This is a genomic window from Streptomyces sp. SID13031 (assembly GCF_010548305.1).
In the GTDB taxonomy this organism is placed as follows: domain Bacteria; phylum Actinomycetota; class Actinomycetes; order Propionibacteriales; family Kribbellaceae; genus Kribbella.
Genome location: NZ_JAAGLV010000001.1, coordinates 189,049 through 207,005 on the forward strand (window position 1 = coordinate 189,049; position 17,957 = coordinate 207,005).

At 65.9% G+C, this 17,957-nt stretch carries 15 protein-coding genes; 5 read left to right on the plus strand and 10 right to left on the minus strand.

Annotation, left to right across the window (positions count from 1 at the left end; genetic code table 11):
* Nucleotides 1-216: 216 nt before the first annotated feature.
* Nucleotides 217-1,191: a helix-turn-helix domain-containing protein gene (locus G3I17_RS00845; RefSeq protein WP_164592908.1), complete on the minus strand. Its 975-nt coding sequence runs from the start codon at nucleotides 1,189-1,191 to the stop codon at nucleotides 217-219.
* A 165-nt stretch (nucleotides 1,192-1,356) separates the two neighbouring features.
* On the opposite strand from G3I17_RS00845, the gene G3I17_RS00850 reads away from it, so the two are divergent.
* Genes G3I17_RS00850 through G3I17_RS00865 form a run of 4 tightly spaced genes read left to right on the plus strand, consistent with a single transcriptional unit; the run spans nucleotide 1,357 to nucleotide 4,534 of the window.
* Nucleotides 1,357-2,325 (plus strand): CBASS oligonucleotide cyclase, encoded by a 969-nt coding sequence (locus G3I17_RS00850; RefSeq protein ID WP_164592910.1) that lies wholly within the window; start codon nucleotides 1,357-1,359, stop codon nucleotides 2,323-2,325.
* 4 nt (nucleotides 2,326-2,329) lie between these two features.
* Nucleotides 2,330-2,830 carry a hypothetical protein gene (locus tag G3I17_RS00855; protein WP_164592912.1) on the plus strand — a complete coding sequence of 167 codons (501 nt, stop codon included), beginning with the start codon at nucleotides 2,330-2,332 and terminating at the stop codon, nucleotides 2,828-2,830.
* Nucleotides 2,827-3,750, plus strand: a complete 924-nt coding sequence (locus G3I17_RS00860) for an ATP-binding protein (protein WP_164592914.1) — start codon at nucleotides 2,827-2,829, stop codon at nucleotides 3,748-3,750. Before G3I17_RS00855 ends, G3I17_RS00860 begins: the two co-directional genes overlap by 4 nt.
* Nucleotide 3,751: 1 nt before the next feature.
* Nucleotides 3,752-4,534, plus strand: coding sequence for a DUF6602 domain-containing protein (locus G3I17_RS00865; RefSeq protein WP_164592917.1), 783 nt, complete (start codon nucleotides 3,752-3,754; stop codon nucleotides 4,532-4,534).
* A 326-nt stretch (nucleotides 4,535-4,860) separates the two neighbouring features.
* On the opposite strand, the gene G3I17_RS00870 is transcribed toward G3I17_RS00865, so the two are convergent.
* From G3I17_RS00870 to G3I17_RS00885, 4 genes are all read right to left on the minus strand, one after another.
* On the minus strand, nucleotides 4,861-5,997 hold the full coding sequence (locus G3I17_RS00870; protein WP_164592919.1) for a bifunctional 2-methylcitrate synthase/citrate synthase: 1,137 nt from the start codon (nucleotides 5,995-5,997) through the stop codon (nucleotides 4,861-4,863).
* A complete protein-coding gene (gene prpB / locus G3I17_RS00875; RefSeq protein ID WP_164592920.1) occupies nucleotides 5,994-6,893 on the minus strand; it encodes a methylisocitrate lyase in 900 nt (299 codons plus the stop codon). Before prpB ends, G3I17_RS00870 begins: the two co-directional genes overlap by 4 nt.
* Entirely contained in the window at nucleotides 6,893-8,383 is a 1,491-nt protein-coding gene (locus tag G3I17_RS00880; RefSeq protein WP_164592923.1) for an MmgE/PrpD family protein, read from the minus strand. The genes prpB and G3I17_RS00880 overlap by 1 nt, the downstream gene beginning before the upstream one ends.
* 105 nt (nucleotides 8,384-8,488) lie before the next feature.
* Nucleotides 8,489-9,904, minus strand: coding sequence for a short-chain fatty acyl-CoA regulator family protein (locus G3I17_RS00885; protein ID WP_164592925.1), 1,416 nt, complete (start codon nucleotides 9,902-9,904; stop codon nucleotides 8,489-8,491).
* A 100-nt stretch (nucleotides 9,905-10,004) separates the two neighbouring features.
* On the opposite strand from G3I17_RS00885, the gene G3I17_RS00890 reads away from it, so the two are divergent.
* On the plus strand, nucleotides 10,005-11,444 hold the full coding sequence (locus G3I17_RS00890) for an alpha-L-fucosidase (RefSeq protein WP_164592928.1): 1,440 nt from the start codon (nucleotides 10,005-10,007) through the stop codon (nucleotides 11,442-11,444).
* Between the two features lie 29 nt (nucleotides 11,445-11,473).
* Here G3I17_RS00890 and G3I17_RS00895 read toward each other — a convergent pair whose 3' ends face one another.
* From G3I17_RS00895 to G3I17_RS00915, 5 genes are all read right to left on the minus strand, one after another.
* The gene (locus G3I17_RS00895; protein ID WP_164592930.1) at nucleotides 11,474-12,658 is read right to left on the minus strand and encodes a hypothetical protein; all 1,185 of its coding nucleotides are present in this window, start codon (nucleotides 12,656-12,658) and stop codon (nucleotides 11,474-11,476) included.
* 102 nt (nucleotides 12,659-12,760) lie between these two features.
* A complete protein-coding gene (locus tag G3I17_RS00900) occupies nucleotides 12,761-13,309 on the minus strand; it encodes a sigma-70 family RNA polymerase sigma factor (RefSeq protein ID WP_164592932.1) in 549 nt (182 codons plus the stop codon).
* Nucleotides 13,310-13,629: 320 nt separating this feature from the next.
* A complete protein-coding gene (locus G3I17_RS00905; protein ID WP_164592934.1) occupies nucleotides 13,630-15,096 on the minus strand; it encodes a cation:proton antiporter in 1,467 nt (488 codons plus the stop codon).
* Nucleotides 15,097-15,129: 33 nt separating this feature from the next.
* Nucleotides 15,130-16,470 carry a SidA/IucD/PvdA family monooxygenase gene (locus tag G3I17_RS00910; protein WP_164592936.1) on the minus strand — a complete coding sequence of 447 codons (1,341 nt, stop codon included), beginning with the start codon at nucleotides 16,468-16,470 and terminating at the stop codon, nucleotides 15,130-15,132.
* A 43-nt stretch (nucleotides 16,471-16,513) separates the two neighbouring features.
* Complete coding sequence (locus tag G3I17_RS00915) at nucleotides 16,514-17,800, minus strand: ATP-grasp domain-containing protein (protein ID WP_164592938.1); 1,287 nt, start codon at nucleotides 17,798-17,800, stop codon at nucleotides 16,514-16,516.
* Nucleotides 17,801-17,957 lie beyond the last annotated feature (157 nt).

A 17,957-nucleotide genomic window follows, 5' to 3' on the forward strand; every position in this document is an offset into this window, starting at 1 on the left:
CGCTCACTCCTCCGTCGCTCGCTTCGCGGCGGGCTCCCACCCACCCGGGCGCGGGCTCCTCCGTTGCCCGCTTGGTTGACCACATGCGTGGTTAGCCAAGCGGGCAAGGCGCGCCCGGGTTGGTGGTGGCTGGCTCACTCGCCCGAGGGCTCCCCACGCCTGCCCCACGCGGCTAGCCCGCGCCGCACGTGCGGCGCGGGCTCCTCTGTTGCCCGCTTACTCCAGTTGCTGATCGAATCCCGATGCCGAAGCGACTGGTCGGACCTCCAATTGGCACAGGAGGCGGAGGTGCCAAGGGGTGTCCGACCCATTCGCACGATCGACCGAAACAGACATGATTCTTCGGCGCTCCAGATACCCTTGAATCTCCTCAACCAGATAGTTCGGCACCCAGCCAACCAAGGTCTGGCCCGCGACCAACTGGATCGCCCGGGGGTTTGCTGGATTGGTCGGTTCAGGAACAAGGTCGAGTCGCGCGCCCGGTGTCAGGTTTGATATCGCCTCGCTCACACGCTCCGGACGCTGTTCATCAACATGGCGCACACCTGACGCAAGAAATCTCCGAACGAGCGTCCCGTCCGGTAGTTCAGTCGGCTCTGGAATTACTTGAATTGTGTCGTACCCGGAATCAGGTGAGGCTCGGGCGAGGATCTCTGCTGGAGTCGCCTGATCTCTTGACAGACCGAGCGCATCGATCACCGCATCGAAACCTGGATCAGCTGCGCTGGTCAGACGCACAGCGAAGAACGGGAACAAGTCGACCGATCGGTATGTCTCATCGAACAATGGGAACGGCGGAAAAGGCTCGAATGCAGTGCTGAACTTCGCGTCGTCGGTGTATGAGAAGACGAACTCATCACCCTTGTATTCTAGCCAGCCGATATGAACCAGACTTCTCGAGCCACTGTCTTGCCAGATCACTCGATACTCTCGTCGCTCGACGGGTCGACGCTTCCCTAATGCCGGCACGACGATGTCGAACGAACCCTTTTCATGCTCGACGACGAGGCGCAGGTGGCCACCAAGCGCCGCTACATACTCACCGAGTGTCGACACCCGTAGATCTGGCTGTCGCTCTATCCGCGAGACTCCAGACTGCGTCGTCCCGATCGCCGTCGCCACCTCCGCCTGCGAGCGCCCAAGGCGCTTGCGAAGCTCGAATAGTGCGACTCCGGGCTCCACTCTACTCACGAATCACTCCGTTCATATCACGTTAGATGGATAGTACGTTGTCGTGCTAGTCTGCCCAGGCGTCTCACGGACGTGCCCGGAGCCAGTCGGCCTCCGGCTTGTTTGCAGGTTAGATGAGGGTTTGGCGTTGAACTGGGGATCGGCGGCCAGCCAGGAAGGTCCATCGTGGCCGAGATCCAGCACAACGACGTCGCCCGATTCGCCGCCGATCGGGTGAACCTCCCCCGCGCGACCGCGCAGGAGCACCGCAATCAGGTGAACCGACTGCGAGACCGGCTCCAGATCAAGATCGATGCTGACCCGACCTATGGTCTGGTGAAGATGCTCCATGCCGGGAGCGTCGCCAAGGGTACGGCCCTGAAGACAGTGAACGACCTCGACACCGCGATCTACGTGAGCAAGGCTGCTGCGCCCGACGCGGACCACGACCTTGTCCCGTGGCTCGCCGATAGGCTCTTCGAGGCAGCACCACCAAACATGACTCGCGCCCAGTTCGTTGAGGAAGCGCATTGCGTCACTGTCAACTACAAAGGCAGCGGCCTCAATGTAGACGTGGTGCCCGTACTTTACGAAGGTGACGACGACGACATTGGTTACCTCGTCAATAAGTCTAGCGGCGCGCGGATGCTGACCAGCATCACATTGCACCTCCAGTTCATCCGCGATCGCAAGAAGAGTTACGGCGCCAACTTCGCTGAGCTCATTCGAATCACGAAGTGGTGGCGCCGCCAGGCCACCAATCAGAATCACCCAGACCTAAAGTTCAAGTCGTTCATGATCGAACTGCTCTGGGCGCACCTCGCAGACGAAGGGCTCGACCTCTCGGACTATCCCACCGCCCTCGAAGGTTTCTTCCAGTACGTCGTCCAGACCGAGTTTGACGACATTGTCGCCTTCACCGACTTCAGCAAGCCTGGCGACTTACCAGGCCGAAGCTCGGCGCCGATCGAGGTCATCGACCCGGTCAACCCCGAAAACAACGTCGCCGTCCGGTATGACTCAGCGGCCAAGAGCCTCATCTTGGCGGCATGCTCTGATGCCTTCGATGCCCTCTCGGAGGCCCGATTCGCTACAACCAAGACCCGTTCTGTGGACTGCTGGCAAACAGTCCTCGGACCGTCCTTCAGAGGCTGATCTGATGACCTATTCCATGTCCCAGACGTTCACCCGCACTGAAGCCCGGCACCTGGCGTCAAAAGTAGTCGCGGATCTATACCAATGCTCGCGTCTCTACGGAGGCCCGTCCATGGGCAGCATCCCGGCCTATGAGACTGAACTTGTCGAACGCCTAGCGATGGACTATGTATCGAAGTATGAGTTTGGCTTCGAGAAGGACGGTAATCGTGTTGTGGCCTGGCAATACCAGGTTAAGAATGGTGAGCTTGCTGGTGGGATCGACGACCGAGCGGGCGGGCTCTACGCCAGGGGTGATGTGTCGGGCGCATCGTTCTACAACTTCATGACCTATTCCTCAAAGTGGTCGCAGGTTCCGGCGTCCGAGCAGGCGGAATTCGAGGAGACCCTGCCTTTCAATCGATCTGATGGGACGCTGCCAAGCGACGGTAGTGGCTACTGGATATCAGACAAGACCTACAGTCGCGGCGGCGTTGCAGTCACGCGAAGGACGTTTCGGCCATGACATCAGAACTTTTCGGCCACGTACAAGAGTTCCCAGATCCGGACTCTGGAGTCCGCTTCGAAGCCTTGGTGGGATTGGATGACGTCAAAGTCCGCCTGATCAACGAGGCCACGGTAATTCTCCAGCCCGAACTATTAGACAAGTGGGCGACCGTGCGACACATGGGCACAGTCCATGCCCTTCAGGCTGTACGCGACAGAGTCCCGCTCATTGTCCTCGCCGGCGACGTAGGTACAGGTAAAACAGAACTGGCGGAAACAGTCGGGCATCCGATCGCTCACCAACTCGGAGTCGATGTAACGCTGTACCCACTCAGCCTTAATGCCCGAGGGGCCGGCTTAGTAGGCCAGATGACAACGCTCATTACTAGTGCGCTGAACGAGATTCGCAACATGGCGGCCAAGTCGAGAACGAGCGATGGGCAACTTAACCGGGCCGTCATCCTCCTCGTCGATGAAGCCGACTCAGTTGCGCAGTCCCGAGAGCTCGCCCAGATGCACCACGAAGATCGAGCCGGTGTCAACGCCCTCATCCAAGGCATCGACAGCTTCCGCAAGGAGCAACTGCCGGTTTTGACCATCATGTGCACCAATCGACCGGACGCCATCGATCCCGCAGTAGCTCGACGCGCCGCCCATGTGTTCCGCCTGGGGCGCCCGACAGCCGAGCAGACTCGAGAGGTGCTCAATGCCGCGTTCGCCGGCATCGCCGTCTCGCATAATGACCTAGACGAGGTCGCTATGCTCCTCCACTCCGATAATTCCAAACAGTATGGCCCGACGTACTCCGATCTCCGGCAGCGTTTCGTGCCGGACGCCGTCCTCGATGCATTTGGGCGGGACGCGCCCATAGTCGGTTCACGACTGATCGAACTGGCGGCCAGTTTCACGCCGACTCGACCATTCGGGTCAGGCAGCTGACATGGCAAGGCAGAAATCTAGTGGTCAGGCGGAAAAGTTCAACTTATCCGAAGCGTTCGGTGCGCGAGAAGAGGAACTGGCGGCCACGCTCCGGATGGGTGGGGCGCTCACCAAGCATGGACCGCTTCTCGGGTCAGGAACCGAGCATGGATGGTTCGGGCTCCTGCGCGGCTTTCTTCCTGGCCGCTACGGAATTGCAACCGGAAAAGTGGTCGACTCCGAAGGTCATCAGAGCGAGCAGATCGACCTCGTCATCTATGACGCCTTCTATTCACCGCTCTTGTTCCATCTCGCAGGCTCGACATTCATTCCTGCGGAGAGCGTATATGCGGCGTTCGAGGTTAAGCAAACTCTCAGCAAGATCCATCTAGAGGCAGCGGCAGACAAGGCGAACTCTATTCGCCGACTACATCGCACATCGGCTTTGATTCCTAATCAATTTGGACGAGAGATCCGCAAGGATCTCGACACCTTGCCGATCCTGGCGGGGCTCCTCACTTCGGCTAGCGAGTGGAGAACTCCGTTCGACGACACCCTTCGGAAGCATCTCCGATCCCAAGACCGAGACCACGCCATCGACATAGGGTGTGCACTAGGCGCAGGTGCATTCGACACGTCCCGTAGTCAGGTACAACAAGGGCGTCAGCTCCTGCGGCTTGAGACCAGCAGACCGGAGCTATCACTCAGCTACTTCATGATGCGGTTGCTTCATCGGCTGCAACAGTTGGGGACTGTCGGCGCTATCGACTACGAGGCGTACACGCTGCCGCTGACTACCGAGTAGGTGGCTGGACCGCACCGTACCTACCAGGACGATCGGCTGACCACACATCCAAGGACGTGGCAACGAAGCCCAAGCAGCGCCCCAGAACCAGGGACTCCGGCTTTGAACGACCGAGGCGGCGCCAATTTGGCTCTGGTGCTCAGTCTCAGGAGTTGGCGGGTCGCCAGCATTCTGTGCGTGCTCACGACCAGCATTCGCCACGTGAGCCGCCACTCAAGCGGGCGACGGAGGAGCCCGCGGACCAGGGTGGGTGGGAGCTAGCAGCTGAGTGAGCGACGGAGGAGTGAGCGTGGCGCCAGGCGTGGGGAGTTGTCTGTGGGTGAGAGTTAGCCGGCCGGGCGATCTGATCCGCGGGGGACCTGGCGTTGGTTGGGGCCGATGTAGCTGCTCAGCGGGCGGATCAGGGAGTTGGACTCCAGTTGTTCCATCACGTGGGCGGTCCAGCCGGTGATGCGGCTCATCACGAACAGTGGGGTGAAGATGGGGATGTCGAAGCCCATCAATTGGTAGACGGGGCCGGTCGGGTAGTCGAGGTTTGGGTGGATGCCCTTCTCGGTCAGCATCGCCGCGGCCAGCGCGTCGTACGTTGCCATCAGCTCGTCGGCCTCGCCGTGCGCGGTGAGCTTGCGTAGCTCGGCCGTCATCGTCGGGACGCGCGAGTCGCCGTTCTTGTAGACGCGGTGGCCGAAGCCCATGATCTTGCGCTTGTCGGCGAAGGCTTGCTTGAGCCAGGACTCGACGTTCGAGGAGTCGCCGATCTCGGCGAGCAGGTGCATGACGGCCTCGTTGGCGCCACCGTGCAGCGGGCCCTTGAGTGCGCCGATCGCGGCGGTGACCGCGCTGTAGATGTCGGACAGTGTCGAGGTCACCACCCGGGCGGTGAAGGTCGACGCGTTGAAGCTGTGCTCGGCGTACAGGATCATCGACACCTCGAAGGCGTTCACCATCGCGGCCGGCGGGACCTCGCCGAAGCACATCTTGAGGAAGTTCTCGGCGTATCCGAGCGCCGGGTCGGGCAGCACCGGCTCGAGTCCGCGGCGGCGGCGCTGCTCGGACGCGACGATGGTCGGCAGCTTGGCGAACATGTCGATCGACTTCACCAGGTTGTGATCGCGGTCGTCGAGGCCCTCGGTCGGGTCGTCCGCGCCGAGGTAGCTGATCGCGGTGCGCAGTACGTCCATCGGGTGGCAGTCCTCGGGCAACCGGTTGAGGGCGCCCGAGACGGTACGACCGAGGGTACGGCGGTTGCGTTCGAGCTGCTGGAACTCGGCGAGCTCGTGCGCGGTCGGGAGCTCGCCGTGCCAGAGCAGCCAGGCGACCTCCTCGAAGCTGCAGGACGCGGCCAGCTCCTGGACCGGGTACCCGCGGTACGTGAGCGAGTTGGTCTCCTGGTTGACCATAGAGATGCTGGTGGTGTCGACGACGACGCCGGCCAGCCCACGGAAGATCTCGGTCGTGGTCATGACTGCTCCTGTCCGGTGGGGATCGTGAAGTTGAAGACCGACTCGTCGAACCGGCTGTATTCCTCGTAGCGCAGGACGTCGTACAGCCGGGTGCGGGTCTGCATATCGGGGACGAGATGGGTTTGGGTGCCGACGGCATCGATACTGTCCAGGGCGCGCTCGATGGCGCCCATCGCGATCCGCAGCAGGGTGACCGGGTAGATCACGATGCTGACGCCCGCGGCCGCCAACTGCTTGGTGGTGAACAGTTCGCTCTTGCCGAACTCGGTCATGTTGGCGAGGATCGGCGCCCCGACCGCCTTGCGGAACACCTCGAACTCGTTCAGGTCGGTCAGCGCCTCGGGGAAGATCAGATCGGCACCGGCGTCCACGTACGCCTTGGCGCGGTCGATGGTTGCGTCGAGTCCTTCGATCGCGCGGGCGTCGGTACGGGCGCAGATGACGAAGTTGGGATCGGTACGAGCGCCGACGGCGGCGCGGATCCGGCGGACCATCTCGTCCGTCCCGACCACCGACTTGCCGTCCAGATGGCCGCAGCGCTTGGGATTGACCTGGTCTTCCAGGTGGCAGGCGGCGATCCCCGCCGCCTCCAGCGACTGGATCGTGCGGGCCACGTTCATCGGCTCGCCGAAGCCGGTGTCGGCGTCGATGAAGGTCGGCAGCGTGGTCAACGCGCTGATGTCGCGGCCGCGCTCGGTGACCTCGGTCAAGGTCGTCAGGCCGATGTCCGGCAGGCCGCGCTCGGCGGCCAGCACGGCGCCGGAGATGTAGACCCCTTCGAAGCCGCGCTCTTCGATCAGCCTTGCCGTGAGCGCGGTGAAGGCGCCGGGGAAGCGCAGCAGCCGGCCGGAAGCCAGCCCTTCGCGCAAGGCGATCCGGCGTTGCTCGGCGGTCATCAGAACAGCCCTTCCGGAGCGACTTCGAGCTTGGTGTCGTCGACGGTCACGGTGAGCTGGCGAACCTCAGCGGGCGTCAGTTCGGGCAGCCGCTGGACCAGGTCGACGAACCGACGCTGCTCCTGCTCGGAGACGACACCGGCGGCCAACTTGTGGAACTTGTCGAGGTAGTTCGGCCGGGCGAACGGACGTGCGCCCCGCGGGTGCGCATCGGCGACACCGAGCCCGTCCGCGATGACCGTGCCGTCGGCGAGGGTGATCTCGACCCGGCCGCCGAACTCGGGTTCGGTGGCGTGGTACCGCTGCGTCCACGACGGGTCCTCGACGGTGGTGATCCGGTGCCAGAGGTCGACGGTGTCGGGGCGGTTCGCCCGCTCTGGCGCGTAGGAGTCGACGTGATGCCAGGAGCCGTCCTGCAGGGCGACGGCGAAGATGTACATGATCGAGTGGTCGAGCGTCTCGCGGCTGGCTTTGGGGTCGAGCTTCTGCGGGTCGTTGGCGCCGGTACCGATCACGTAATGCGTGTGATGGCTGGTCCGGATCAGGATCGACTCGATCTGGCTCAGGTCGGCGACCTGGGTACGCATCCGGCGAGCCAGGTCGATCAGCGCCTGGCTCTGGTACTCCGCGGAGTGTTCCTTCGTGTACGTCCGCAGGATCGCCGCCTTCGCCTCGCCCGCGGCCGGCAACGGCACCGTGTATGACGCGTCCGGGCCGCTCAGCAGCCAGGCGATGAAGCCGTCCTCGCCTTCGTAGATCGGCGAGGGAGCCCCTTCGCCGCGCAACGCCCGGTCCATCGCCTCGATGGCGACCTTGCCGGCGAAGGCAGGCGCATAGGCCTTCCAGCTGGAGATCTCGCCCTTGCGGGACTGCCGGGTGGTGGTCGTCGTGTGCAGTGCCTGGCCGATCGCCTGGTAGGTCACCGCGGGCTCGGCGTCGAGCAATGTGCCCAGGCCGGCCGCCACCGACGGGCCGAGGTGCGCGATGTGGTCGATCTTGTGCTCGTGCAGGCAGATACCGCTGACCAGGTCGACCTGGACCTCGTAGCCGGTGGCGATCGCCCGCAGAAGTTTGTTGCCGTCAGCACCCAAGTGCTGAGCGGTCGCGAGCAGGGGCGGGATGTTGTCGCCCGGGTGCGAGTAATCCGCGGCCAGGAAGGTGTCGTGATAATCGAGCTCGCGGACCGCCACGCCGTTGGCCCACGCGGCCCATTCCGGTGATACCCGGATGTCGGAGGTCGCGCCGACCACCGCGGCGCCTCGGGAGCGAGCATGGGCGAGCGCCTGGCCGCGGGCCGCGATCACCGGCTTGCGGTTCACCGAGGCGACCGCGACGGCGGCGTTGTCGATGATCCGGTTGACGACCATCTCGGCCACGTCGGCGCGGACCTCGACCGGGTCGGCGGCGACTTCCGCGAGTTTCCAGGCGAGCTGCTCGTGGCGGGGGAGCGCTGCGCTGCTGGGGTGGACGCGGATGTTGTGCTCGATCACTGGTACTTCCTTCGGCTGGGGTGTGCAGTGAGATTCGCACCCCTGCGAAGGGTTGTGAAAGAGAGTTAACTTGCGAAGTGTTGAAAGCCAAGATTCGCAACCGACTCAGTGCGCCGCGGACCTGACATCGAGCGGGTACGGCACGAAGGTGCTGCGGTTCTCGTCGACGGCCAGCGGGTGCCCGATCGGCGGGGCCGCGCGTTGCGGGCAGCGCGGCCGGTCGCAGGTCTTGCAGCCCGGGCCGATCGGCATCGCCGAGGAGCGGTCGTTGAGGTTGAGCCCATCGGCGTACACGAGTCGCCCGGCCTGCCTGATCTCGCAGCCGAGGCCGATGGCGAAGGTCTTCGCAGGCTGGCCGTAGCCGCCGCGGCTGCGGGTCGAGGAGCGGGCCACCCACAGGTACCGCTGGCCGTCGGGCATCTCGGCGACCTGGGTGATCATCCGGCCGGGGGCGGCGAAGGACTCGTACACGTTCCACAGTGGGCAGGTGCCGCCGCTGCGGGAGAAGTGGAAACTGGTCGCGGACTGGCGTTTGGAGATGTTCCCGGCCCGGTCGACGCGGACGAAGATGAACGGTACGCCGCGCAGGCCGGGGCGTTGCAGCGTGCTGAGCCGGTGGGCGATCGTCTCGTAGCTCACGCCGAAGTGGTCGGCGAGCAGTTCCACGTCGTACCGGAAGCGTTCGGCCGCCTGGAAGAACGGTGTGTACGGGAGGATGAACGCGCCGGCGAAGTGGTTGGCCAGGCCGATCCGGGCGAGTTGGCGGGTCTGGCCGTCCTCCCAGACCTGCGTGTCGAGCAGGTCGTCGATGAGCGGCTGGGCTTCGAGAAAGGCCAGTTGGGTCGCCATCCGGAAGGCTTGCTGACCGCCCTTCAGGTTGGCCGAGAAGTACAGCGTGCGCTGGGACTGCTCGTAGTGGTGCATCTCGCCGGGCGCGGCCTCGTGGTCGGCCACCACCCGGATGCCGTGCGCTTCGGCCAGGTGGTCGCGGAGCCGCCGCCGTACGTCGCCGCGCCGGGTGCCGATCTCCTTGGCCGAGGCCTCGGCCGCGCGGTCCAGGGTGTCGAAGTAGTTCTGGTGCCGGTAGAAGAAGTCGCGGACCAGCTCGTGCGGAGTCGTGGTGGGCGAGTCGGTGCGGCTGTCGGTGACCGTCTCCAGGTGTTCGCTGACCTCGCGGTGACGGCGGTACAGCCCGATCACGGCCTCGGCGATCTCGGGCATCGAGCTGACCAGCTCCTGCAGGTCGGCGGCCGAGACCTGGGACCCGGCCGGGCCGGCGGGCAGTGCCTCCCGTAGCTCGGCGAGCTGGCGGGCGGAGTCCTGGGGAGCGAAGAAGGTCGGGTCGATGCCGAAGACCTCGGTCAGCCGGACCAGGACCGGGACGGTCAGCGGACGGGTGTCGTGCTCGATCTGGTTGAGGTAGCTCGGCGAGATGACGAGCACTCGGGCCAGGTCGACCTGGCTCATGCCGCGGTCCTGGCGCAGTCGCTTGAGCCGCCCGCCGGCGAACACCTTTTCCATGCTGCAAAGTACTACGCGCTAGCGAAGATCCGCATTCGCAAACTTAGCATTTCGACGAGCTGGCGCACCTGCGCGGGGTTGGCGATCCTATAGTCGGTCCATGCCAGCGGCTGATGACGAATCCCGTGCGGTGCCCGAGTGGTACCGGACCGCGAAACTGGGCATCTTCGTCCACTGGGGCCTGTACTCCGTGCCGGGCTTCGCCGACGATCCGGCCGGCACCTATGCGGGCTACCTGGGTGACCTGATGGCGATGCGCGACACCTCCGGCAGGAATCCGTACGCGGAGTGGTACTTCAACTCGCTGCGCATCCCCGGTTCCCCGACCGCACGCCATCACGCCGAGCGGTACGGCGCCGGCTCCTCGTACTTCGACTTCCAGCGCGAGTTCGAGCGCAACGCCGATTCCGTCGACTTCACCGACTGGGCGGACGCGTTCGCCGGGTTCGGCGCCGAGTACGTCGTCCTGGTCACCCGTCACCTCGACGGGTATCCGCTGTGGCCGACCGACGTCCCGAACCCGCGCATGCCGGCGACGTACCGGTCCCGCCGCGACCTGGTCGGCGACCTGGCAGCCGCCGTCCGCGCACGGGGCCTCAGGATGGGCCTGTACTACGCCGGGGGCACGGACTGGACCTTCACCGACCGCCCGGTGCGGGTCATGACCGACCTCATGGACCAGCAGTCGCTCGGGCCCGAATACGCCTTGTACGCCGCGGCGCAGTGGCGCGAGCTCATCGAGCGGTACTCGCCGTCCATTCTCTGGAACGACATGGGATGGCCTTCGGAGAACGACACCCGGCAGCTCTTCTCCGACTACTACCGAGCGGTTCCCGACGGGGTGGTCAACGACCGCTGGACGCAGCTGAAGCTGCCCAAGTCCCGGCTGCTGCGCCGGCTCTACCTCGGGTTCCTCGGTGCGAGTCTTCGGTTCATGGCCAAGACCGGCCGGGCGATTCCCATCCAGGCGCCGGCGAACCACTTCGACATCCGCACCTACGAGTACGAGGTGCCGACGACAGCCACCGGCACCTGGGAGGTCACCCGCGGCCTGGGCAACTCCTTCGGTTACAGCGCAGGAGAGGACGCCACGAACACCTTGACCGGCGACGAGCTCGTACACCTGTTGGTCGACGTCGTTGCACGCGGCGGCCACCTACTCATCAACATCGGGCCGGACGGTCATGGCCACATCCCCGAGGTGCAACTCCGCCCCCTGCAGGTGATGGGCGGATGGCTCGCCCGACACGGTGACGCCGTTTTCGGCACCGAGCCCTGGACCACTGTCGAGGCCGAGACGACCGCCGGCGACCCCGTCCGCTTTACGCGTAAGGGCAGCAAGGTTCATGCCATCGTTCTCGCCCCCGACCTCCAGGGGAGCATCCGCATCCCGGGCGTGGCGATTCCGTCGGGAGCAAGCGCCTACCATCTCGGCGAGATTGTTCCCTGGCGATCCGACGCATCAGGTATCGAGATCGACCTGCCCGGGAGCCCGCCCGCACCCGCGCAGGTCATCACCTTCGACAACCCACAAGCGTAGGAGTGTCACCGCGCTGGCGGTGACGGCGGTCAGCGCATGGTGGTCTTGAGGTTTTCGTACTCCTGCTGGGTCATCTCGCGCAGCTCGGAGGCCGGGGTCTGCGTCTTCTGTGGGCTGCCGCCGCCGACGTCACCGCCGCCGAAGCGGATGTTGGCCCAGTTGTTCTGGGCGGTCAGCGTCGTCTTGCTGCTGTCGCCGTTGATGCTGGTCGAGGCAGTGTCGACGGTGTCGCCGTCGCAGTTCCAGTCGATCGCCGCATTGCCGGCGCCGGAGGTACGCGTCGTGCCGTTCGGGCACTTCCAGTACGTCTTCCAGGTCGCGGCGGCGCTGGTGTTCAGGCCCACCGATTCCTTCAGGCTGTTCTCGTTCAGGGCCGGCGGGGCGAAGCTCGAGTAGCTGAACCAGTTGGCGCCGCTGGTCCGCGGCACGCCGTCGAACTGGAAGAAGTAGTTCATCACGCTGAGGTAGTTCGGCTTGTAGTTGACGCTGCCGCTGCCACCGTGGGTGAGGCCGAGGTCGTGGCCGAGCTCGTGGATGAAGGTGCCCACGTTCCTGTTCTCGGTGACCGTCCAGTTGCACTTCGGGCCCATCGTCACGATGAAGGTGTCGTTCGGGATGGCGAAGGCGTTGCCGCTGCTGCAGCTGTTGTCGTAGTCGTCGGCCCAGAGCATGTAGTGGAAGACGGCCTTGCGGGCCGAGGCGAAGTTGGCGTTCTTGATCGCGTCGGTCTGCGACACGGCGGGCTGCAGGTTGCTGTCGTACGGCACCTGGTTGCCGCCACCGAGGTTGTACGCCGATCCGGCGGCCGCTCCGCCGTCGAGGTGGATCCGGATCCCGGTACTGCCGTCGGGGTTGCTGATCGGCGCGGCCGCGAAGACCGCCTTGATCCGGTCGAAGGCCGCCGTCGAGGCGAGCCGGCCGCTCATGTAGTCCATCTCGACGAACAGGTCCTTCTTGTTCGCCGTGGCGCCCATCGCGGGCAGGTTCACGTCGATGACGCCGTCACCGTTGGCGTCGTACCCGTTGGTCTCCCAGGTGTCGGGGAGCGAGTCGCCGTCGGTGTCGGTTGCCAGCACGGCGGCGGCCAGTGACGCCGGCGCCGCGGCAGATGGTGCCTCGGGCGGGATCGCCGCAACGGCACCACCAGCCGCTGCGGCGGTCAGAACGAGCGAGGACAACGTGGCGAACAGGGCGGGGCGGGGGCGGATTCTCATCGATCTCCTCAAATCGAGCGGGGCGGCCCCCAAAGGATGCAGTCGACCGGCCACGGAATGCAATGGCCCTGACACAGAACGTCGACAGCTTGGGTTTTCAGCTCAATTGGCCATCGCGGGGGCCAGTTCCGGCGTCCGCCGGAGCATCTGCAGAGCTCGCATCCGCATCGGGCCGATGCTGCCGATCGGCAGGTTCAGCATCTCCGCGATCTCCGTGTAGGAGGGGCAACTGTCGGACATCAGCAACCGGATCAACCGCTGGTACCGGCCGGGCAGCCGCCGCAGAGCCTGCTCGGTGGCCGGCTCGTACTCGCCGTCGACCGGGTAGATGTCGAGAACAGCAGTGCGCTGGCCGTCGGTGTGCTCGGCGGTCGGGTCGGCGTACAGCAGGTACCGCTTCCGGCTGATCGCCAGTCGCAGGCCTTCCCGCCGGGCCGTCGCGGCCAGCCAGGCCGGCAGGCACTCGGGGTCGCGGATCTGGCGACCGTGCTGCCACAACCGTAGCCAGGTGAGCTGGGCGACATCGGCGGCATCACTGTGGCTGAGTCCGACACCGCGTGCCGCGTGGGTGAGCAGGTGGGCGTAGCGGCCCTCCAGCTCCTTCCACGCCGACCAGTCAGAGGCCAGGGCTCGTCCGAGGAGGACCTCCAAGGAGGGTCCGGAATCGTTGTGATGGCGATTTCCCTCGGGCGTCCGTTCAGTTTTGCGTGGCGAGATCGTCGACACGTTCCACGTCCTTTCGCTGATTCGCGCAGGATGGCGAACGACGTGGGGGCAAAAAGGCACAGGTGTTTCCTGCTGACGGTGGCGGACGTCAGCAGGCAGCCCACAAGGGCGTGCAGGCTGGTTGAAACCTCACTCGGCAATACCTTTGAAGCGACCTGTGCCTCACGCGCCCCCAGGGCCGTCGTCAGTGCTGCCTTCGGTGACTATTCGATCACCGGCCCCGTCACGTCGGCGTAGTCACGGCGTCACGGAACGACCGTCTTCGCGTCACCGCTGGCATACGCATCAGCAACGGGTAGCCGCTCCGTCGCGCTGGGTTCGCGTAGCGACGATCCGAGCAGCTTGAGCAGGGGAAGAGCCATCATCGTGGTGATCAGCGCCATCATCACCATCACCGTGAAAGCACCCTGGTTGATGAGCCCGGCACTGAGTCCGGCGGACAGCACGACGATCTCGGTGATGCCCCGGGCGTTCATCAGGACGCCGAGCCCGAGCGCCGATCTGGCCGGCAGTCCGCCCGCCCGGGCAACCGGGGTTGCGCCGAGGAACTTCCCGACCACCGCGGCGACCAGCAGCAGGGCGCCGGCGGCCAGGACCTTCGGGTGGGAGATCGCCGCGTTGATGTCGGTCTTCAGGCCGATCGAGGCGAAGAAGACCGGGACCAGCAGCGCGCGGTTGAGGCCGCCGATCTGCTCGGACACCTGGTTGACCGGCAGGATGCCCTTCGGCAGCACCAGACCGGCCAGGAAGCCACCGAAGATCGCGTGCACGCCGATCGCGTCGGTGGCCGCGGCCAGGCCCAGGATCAGGGCGAGCACCGACAGCACCAGGATCGGGGTCGGCAGGACCGCGGCGTACCGGTCGGCGAGCCAGCGAAGTACCGGCTTGAGGACGAACACGGACAGCACGCCGACCAGGATCGTCAGGACCAGCGCGACCAGGGCGGTGGTGATGTCGGCCGACTTGGTCATCGCCAGCACGATCGCAAGCGCGCACCAGGCCAGGACGTCGGCGACGGCTGCGCACAGCATGGCCAGCGAGCCGAGCCGGGTGCCGACCAGGCCGAAGTCCTGGACGATCCGGGCCAGCACCGGGAACGCGGTGATGGCCAGGGCGGTACCGATGAAGATGACGAACGGCAGCCGGCCGACGTTCGCGCCGGCCAGCGTCGAGTACAGCGGCAGGGCGGCGATCACGCCGAGGGCGAACGGGACGGCCATGATCGCGAGGCTGGCGCCGGCGATCGCTCCCCGGTCCCGCCCGAGCTTGTCCCGGCCGAACTCGGCGCCGACGGTGAACATGAAGATGGCCAGCCCGCCCTGGGCGAGCAGGTTCAGGTTGGGCAGGACCTCTTTCGGCACGATGGCGTCGAACAGCCCGGGCGCCAGCGAGCCGATCACCGAGGGACCGAGCACCAGTCCGGCGATGATCTCGCCGACCACCGCCGGCTGGCCGATCCGCCGGGCCAGCCGGCCGAACACGGTCGCGAGCGCACAGACGACGGCGACCGCGATCAGCAGCCGCCACATCAGTTGTGCCGGTGACGCCGCGGCCGGCGCAGCAGGGCCGGCCGCGGCCGCGCGGTGGTCAGGGTCGAGCCACCCGGCGGCATACGCGATGCCGAGCAGGACGACGGCGGCGCCGACGAGACCGCCGGCGACCGCCAGTCCACGGCCGGGTTTGGGCAGCAGGGAACTGTCTGGTGCGGACATGCGACGGCCTTTCGCTCTTCAGATGTACTGGGGTCAGCTGTGCAATGCGCCGTCGGCGGAGATCGGCATGGCGGCGAACTCCTCCGTCCCGGCCCGGTGTACTCCGTTGGTCTGACCCGCCCGGCGGGCGAGCAGGTCGCCGGCGATGACACCGGCCCGGTTGCCGAGCACGCTGAGCAGCGAGTCGGCGATCCCGTGGGTCGCCTCGTTGACGCCTTGCAGATAACACGCCGCGTCCGACGGCTCGTTCAGCTCCAGCCGGTACTGCCGGGTCACGCTGATCTGGTCCAGCCCGATCGCCGCGCTGAGATCGCGAACCATGGCAGGCATCTCGCGGACGAACCCGGTCCCGAGGAAGACGTAGTCCAGCCGGAGTTCGGTGACCTCGTCGCTTCGGCGGTCGGTCAGCTCGAGGACGACCTCGTCCCCCTCCTCCCGGGCGCCGGTGATGTCGGTCATCGTCACCAGCCGGCGCCGGTCGACACCGCCGAGCTTGTCCAGGTACATCCCGGTGTAGAGGTCCTGCAGCAGGTCGGTCTCGACACCGGAGTAGTTCGTCAGGTGCATCTCGCGCAGGATCTGCTCCCGGCCCTCCGGCCTGGCGTCGAAGACCTTGTCGATGAACGACGGGTAGTACAGCTCGTTGGTGAACTTGTTCGTGTCGTACGCGCGCAGCCCGATCGACCGCATCACCCAGTTCACGTCACTGTTCGGCAGATCGGTCTGCAGGGCCCGGAACATCTCGGCCGCGCTCTGCGCCGCGCCGACCACGGCGACCCGGTGCGGCCGGTCCTTGGCGACCTCTGCCATCCGGTACCGGTACTGCGTGCTGTGGATCAACCGATCGGCGGGCAGACCGGCCAGTACCGGCGGCACATACGGATCGCGCCCGGCGCCGACGGTGAGGTACCGGCTGGAGATGGTGCTGCCGTCGGCGAGTTTGGTCAGCCACCCGGTGAGGGTGCCGTCCGAGTCCCGGACCGGCGCGATCGACGTGCATTCGCGGTCGAGCTCGAACTTCACCTTGCGCAGCGACTCGGCCACCCAGCTGAGGTAGCCGGAGATCTCGGAGCGGTACGGCGTGAAGCTGCCCATGTTGATGAAATCGTCGAGCCGCCCGACGGTGTGCAGGTAGTTCAGGAAGGTGAACTTGCTGCGCGGGTTCCGCAGCGTCACCAGGTCCTTGGCGAACGCGACCTGGCTCTTCGTCCAGGGCAGCAGCAGGCCGCGCTGCCACTCGACCGTGTGGCCGCGTTCGATCACGAGCGAGTTCTCGGCCAGGCCGTCGACTCCGAGCTCCTCGATCGCGACGGCGAGGGCCAGGTTGGCCGGACCTCCACCGACTGCGAGTAACTCGACCTCACGGTTTGTCATTCGGGCTCCCCTTGTATGTCACTGTGTGTCACGCTGTCTCGGCTCACCATGGCCGTCCGGAAAACTCGGTCTCGTTCAGGGCTTCGTACTTCAGTTCGACCAGCTCCGCCGCGGCGGTCAGCCGGTCGGCGCAGGTGGCGGGATCGTCGGCGGTACAGATGACGTAGGCGTGCCGGCCGATGTGCGCCCGCGGTGGCAGCCGGACGGTCGCTCCGGCGGGCACCATCGGATGCGCCTCGATCAGGCCCGGTACCGCCCCCGGCTCCGGCACGGTGATCTCCACGATCCGGGCGTCCTCGGGCGGGTAGCAGAACCGGATGCCGACGCAGGACTTGTGGTCGGGCTCCAGCTCGGGCCGGATGCCTTGTGCGACGTCGACCAGGACGCTGCCCGGGTCGATGCCGGTGGCAAGCTTTCCCAGGTAGGGGATCAGGTCACCGCCGAGCCGGCCGTTCACCTCGATCACCGTCGGGCCACGGGGACCGAACCGGATCTCGGTGTGGGTGATCCCGTTCGGCGCGCCGAGTGCCTCGTGCGCCGCCCGGAGCAGCTCGCGCAGGTCGGGATCGGTCAGCAACGGATCGTTGCCGTCGACGACGTGCCCGATCTCCTCGAAGTACGGCGGCGGGCCGAGTTGCTTGTGCGCGACGCAGAACGGCTGGTACTCGCCCGCGACCACGGCGCCGTCGACGCTGATCTCCGGGCCTTCGATGCACTCCTCGATCAGCGCGCCGCCGTGGTACTCGGCCGGTCCACTGCGGCTGGAGCTGTCGGCCCGCTCGAACGCCTCGGCGATGCCGTCGGGGCCGTCCACCAGCGCGACGCCGATGCTGGCCGCCATACCGCGCGGTTTGACCACCACTGGGTAGCCGATGTCCGCGGCGGCAGCAGCGGCCTCTTCGGCCGTGTTGGCCACCGCGAACAGTGGCTGCGGCAGACCGGCGGCGGTCAGGGCCTGCCGGCTCTTGACCTTGTTGCGGCAGTTCTCCGCGCCGGCCGGGGTCAGGCCCGGGAGCCCGAGCCGATCCGCGATCAGCGCGGCGGCGATCACCGACGGCTCGTCATAGGTGAAGACCCCGAGCACGCGATGCGACCGGGCAACGGACTCGGCAGTAGCGAGCAGGGTGGCGTGATCGAGGACCAGTCCGGATCCTTCCAGCGGAACGACGACGCTACTGCCGGCCAGATACTGCTGCTGCCAGCTCACCGCCTCGTCGTCGATCAGCCACAGCGGCCGGCGTCTGGCCGCACCCTCCAGCAGATACTGGCGGTACGGCTGGAAGCCGCTGCCCAACTGCAGCACGACTCCGTCGATGTTGTCCTCGTCCACGCGTTTGCCTCCTGGGTCGGCACTACCCAACGAGAGGGGACGACCCGGTTCGGGTGATACAGAGACCTGCCGGGGAGCTGCCGGGGGAAATGTCTGCTATCAGCCGGGCTAATGCCTTGTACTCAATTAGCTGACGCTTCAGACTTCACGGCAGGTA